This window comes from Escherichia sp. AM3, from assembly GCF_032029835.1.
Taxonomy (GTDB): Bacteria; Pseudomonadota; Gammaproteobacteria; order Enterobacterales; family Enterobacteriaceae; genus Escherichia; species Escherichia coli.
In genome coordinates, this window is record NZ_JAVUPQ010000146.1 from 1 (window position 1) to 3,786 (window position 3,786).

Sequence of the window (3,786 nt, forward strand, 5' to 3'; positions counted from 1 at the left end):
ATCGAAGCCCATCTCTTTGATATAACGAAATTTCTCCAGAATGTTTTCCGGAAAGAACGCCTGATTCTGTGTGCCGATTTTCATTTTTTTCATTCCTTTGAATTAAAACGTAACGCCCATTTTGATGCTCTGTTCCGGATGCTGGTCGACATACTGCATATAGCTTTCCGGGATATTGGCAAAGGTCACCACCGGGTCGATTAAATCTTCGCAATTGAGATAACCGTTCATCAGCAGTTCCCAACAGGTTTCTTCAATACGCTTGCGGCTCCAGCGCGGATAATCCGGGTTCGGTTCGCTGCACGCGCGAGAGAAGACAATTTTGGCGTTATTGAAATGCGCTTCGCGTCCGAGGTTAAAACCTTCGGCAAACGGCTTGGCAAACGCGACATAGGAGATGGTGCCGCCATAAGCCAGACCGCGGAGCGCCGATTGCAGCGCGTCGGCGTAGCCGCTGGTTTCGATAATCACATCGGCACCCTGCTTGCCGGTCAGCGTTTTGATCTCTTTACCTACATCAGTGCCGATGGGGTTAAGGCAGAAATCCGCGCCGTGGCGACGGGCAATATCACAGCGATGGGCGATAGGATCGACGCCAATCACCACAGAAGCGCCAGCGCGTTTAGCCAGTTGGATGGCAATTTGACCGATTGCGCCAAGCCCTACCACCACCACAAAATCCCCTACGCGCACGTTGGCATCGCGCACGCCGCTCATGGCAAACTGCGCCGGGTCGTAGCAGACGGCGTTTTTCCAGGAGCTGCCTTGCGGCATTTTGCGCAGCTTGTAGTTATTCACTGCGTTAATGATGACCGTCTCGGAGAGCGGGCCGTAGCCGCATACGCTGTCGCCCACCGCGTAGTCGGTAACGTCGCTGCCGCACTCGATAATGTCGCCAACCACCATGTTGCCAAGCTGGAATTTGCCAAACTCAATGCCGCGCGGCGCATCTGCCGGACGCGGAGTGAACATCTGCCATTCGCCGTTAAAGTCTTCATCAATAAACGGGCTGGCGGCGCGGAAGTCGACCACTTCCGTTCCGTGTTTCGGTGCGCCGAAACGCACGCGGATCTTCACTTCATTAGCTAAAATCGCCCGATCTTCATACTCAACCAGCGCAGCAACACGCGGTGCTGTGGCTACTAACTTTTTCATTTAAAACTCCTTGTAAAGAAACTGGCCGCTTTAGCCCTTCACGCCACCGGCGGTCAAACCACTCTTAATAAAACGTTCCGAAAGCGCATACATAATCACCACCGGCAATGCGGTCACCAGTGAGGCCGCCATCATCCGTCCCCAGATGTAATCTGGCGTACTGAACAGCGCGTTCAGGCCCACCGGTAAGGTGAAATTGCTGGCGCTGGAGAGGAAAATCGACGCAAACAGATAGTCGTTCCACGCCACCATAAAGCAGTAGACGAACACGGATATCAGCCCGGACATCGCCAACGGCACGGTGATGCGGAAGATAATTTGCAGACGGTTGAGGCCATCCATCATCGCCGCTTCTTCGATCTCATCGGGGATGGTGTCGAAGTAGCTTTTCAGCATAAACACGGCGGTGGGCAGAGTTTGCGTCACCATGGTGATGATCAGCGCCATCTCAGTGTCGTAAATGCCAAGCGCGGTGATGATTTTGAAAAGCGGCACCACCAGCAAAATGCCAGAGAACATATACACCGTGTAAAAGCTGGCGTTGATGGTCATCCGACCTTTAAAGCGCAGGCGGGAAAGCGCGTAAGCCCCAAGAATGCCGAGGAATACCGCCACCACGGATGAAACCACAGACACCACCAGACTGTTACGGAAGTAGTCGACAAACGGGAAAATCATCGGGTTAAAAATGTCGACGTAATGCTCCAGCGTCCACTGCTGCGGCAGCAGCGTAGGATGCAGTGAGATCGCCTCTTTCGCGCCCTTGAACGAGGTCATCAGCATCACAAAAAATGGAAACAGCGTGATGATGAGAAACAGCGCCAGCCCGCAGTAAAAACCGATGCGACTGAGTGTGCGTTTATTTGTTGCCATTGAGGTTCACCCGTTTCCTGGTCAGCAGAATGACAGCGAAAATAATGATGAAGAGCACCACCGAGATCGCCGCCGCTTTTCCTAAATCATTAAAGGCAAAGGCGGTTTTGTAGAGATATACACCGAGAATATCGACCTTGGTCGTCAGCAAATAAACATCCGCGAACATGTAGAACATCCAGATGGTGCGCAGTGTCACCACCGTCGCCAGGACCGGCATAATTGCGGGCAGCGTGACGATACGAAACCGTTGCCAGGCATTAGCGCCATCCATCTCTGCCGCTTCGTACAGCGATTTGTCGATGGTCTGCAAAATCGCCAGAAACGAGATAAAGGCATACGGGAAGTAGCGCCAGATGGCGAACAGCACCACCAGCACAAAGCTACTGCCCGGATTATCGAACCACAGCGGTGCCTGCTCATAGAGATGCAGAAGATCGACGCCGAGGTAGTTAACAATGCCGTAGCCGTTGTTGAACATGTATTTCCAGGCGAACACCAGCGAAATGGACGGCGTTACGTAGGAGAGGATCACCAGCGAACGCGCGGTTTTGCGCAGGCGGAACTCGCGGTTGAAAAACATCGCCACCGCCAGCCCGAGCACGGTGCTGCCCGCCACCACCAGCGCGGTATACCAGACCGTCATCCACAGCGAATGCCAGAAGCCGGGATCGGAGAGGATACGCACATAGTTGCTCACCCCAACAAACGTTGACTCGATGTTGGGATTGAGCGGCAGACGTAAAAAACTGATTTCGATATTCGACACCATCGGCCACGCCACCAGACCGCCCAGCAGTAATAAGCTGGGCGCGAGAAGCAGCAGCGCAAAGGGCATATCGGAACGACCTGAAAAAAGCCTGTTCATTGCGGATTCCTGTCCTGGGTTTAGTGCTGTTCGATCAGTTCATCCAGTTTTTTCTGGCTCGCTTGCAGCGTAGTAGAGAGATCGGCTTTACCCACGGTGACGTTATGCACCATTGAACTCACCACGCCAGAACCCGTCACATCACCCATGCGGGTAAAGTTTTTATCCCCTACTGCGCCAAAAACCTGAATATTTGGCAGTTCACCGATTAGCTGATTCGGTAGTTCACCCAGCGCCTTAATAACGTCGTTGTCTTTCCAGGTGGCGGTAGTCACCACCGCTTTATTCACCGGCAGCGCAGCACCTGGCGACATCATCACCCAGTCGGCAATGTTGTCTGCCTGCTCCATAAAGGTGACAAATTTTTCTGCTGCTTCCGTCTCTTCGGTCTTTTGCCCGGCGGTAATGGTCAGCGAGGTCAACATGCCGTAGACCGCAGAGTTTTTCTCGGTTGGCACCACGAAACCGACGTTTTTCGGGTCGCCTTCTTTAATCACAGCCGGAAGGATATAGGTGGAGTAAATCGCCATCGGCGCGGTGCCGTTCATAAAGGCGTCTTTCACTTCCATGATGTCGTTAGAACCCGGCATAGTGTTGGCAGCAAGGTCGCGGTAATAGGTCAGTGCCTGCATCATCTCTGGTGTATCAAGGGTGATTTTGCCTTCGGCGTTAAAGACGTTAGCCTGGTTGGATAACGCAAACTGGGAGAAGGATTGTTCCGTCAACACGCTTTCTGCTGTAGGCAGCGCAATGCCGTATTTTTTATTCGCCGGGTCATTCAGTTTCTGTGCAACGTCCAGCAGCTGTTGCCAGTTTTTCGGCTCCTCAAGCCCCGCTTTTGCCAGCACATCTTTGCGATACCAGATACCGCCAATCCAGGCGCTGACAGG

At 53.1% G+C, this 3,786-nt stretch carries 4 protein-coding genes and 1 pseudogene; all 5 read right to left on the reverse strand.

Annotated features, from left to right (window positions below; translation table 11 throughout):
• Positions 1-84: pseudogene (locus RTW80_RS22925) on the reverse strand (hypothetical protein); the annotation flags it as partial.
• Positions 85-102: 18 nt separating this feature from the next.
• Complete coding sequence (locus tag RTW80_RS22930; RefSeq protein ID WP_312720338.1) at positions 103-1,155, reverse strand: zinc-binding alcohol dehydrogenase; 1,053 nt, start codon at positions 1,153-1,155, stop codon at positions 103-105.
• A gap of 30 nt (positions 1,156-1,185) precedes the next feature.
• The gene (locus RTW80_RS22935; RefSeq protein ID WP_000224659.1) at positions 1,186-2,028 is read right to left on the reverse strand and encodes a carbohydrate ABC transporter permease; all 843 of its coding nucleotides are present in this window, start codon (positions 2,026-2,028) and stop codon (positions 1,186-1,188) included.
• Complete coding sequence (locus RTW80_RS22940; protein ID WP_001080790.1) at positions 2,015-2,896, reverse strand: carbohydrate ABC transporter permease; 882 nt, start codon at positions 2,894-2,896, stop codon at positions 2,015-2,017. The genes RTW80_RS22935 and RTW80_RS22940 overlap by 14 nt, the downstream gene beginning before the upstream one ends.
• Positions 2,897-2,916: 20 nt before the next feature.
• A partial coding sequence (locus RTW80_RS22945) for an extracellular solute-binding protein (protein ID WP_312720340.1) occupies positions 2,917-3,786 on the reverse strand: 870 nt, incomplete at its 5' end.

What these genes read in the sequence shown, in the direction of transcription:
- RTW80_RS22940 (WP_001080790.1), bottom strand. Translation starts at nt 2,896, where the DNA reads ATGAACAGGCTTTTTTCAGGTCGTTCCGATATGCCCTTTGCGCTGCTG.
- RTW80_RS22935 (WP_000224659.1), bottom strand. Translation starts at nt 2,028, where the DNA reads ATGGCAACAAATAAACGCACACTCAGTCGCATCGGTTTTTACTGCGGG.
- RTW80_RS22930 (WP_312720338.1), bottom strand. Translation starts at nt 1,155, where the DNA reads ATGAAAAAGTTAGTAGCCACAGCACCGCGTGTTGCTGCGCTGGTTGAG.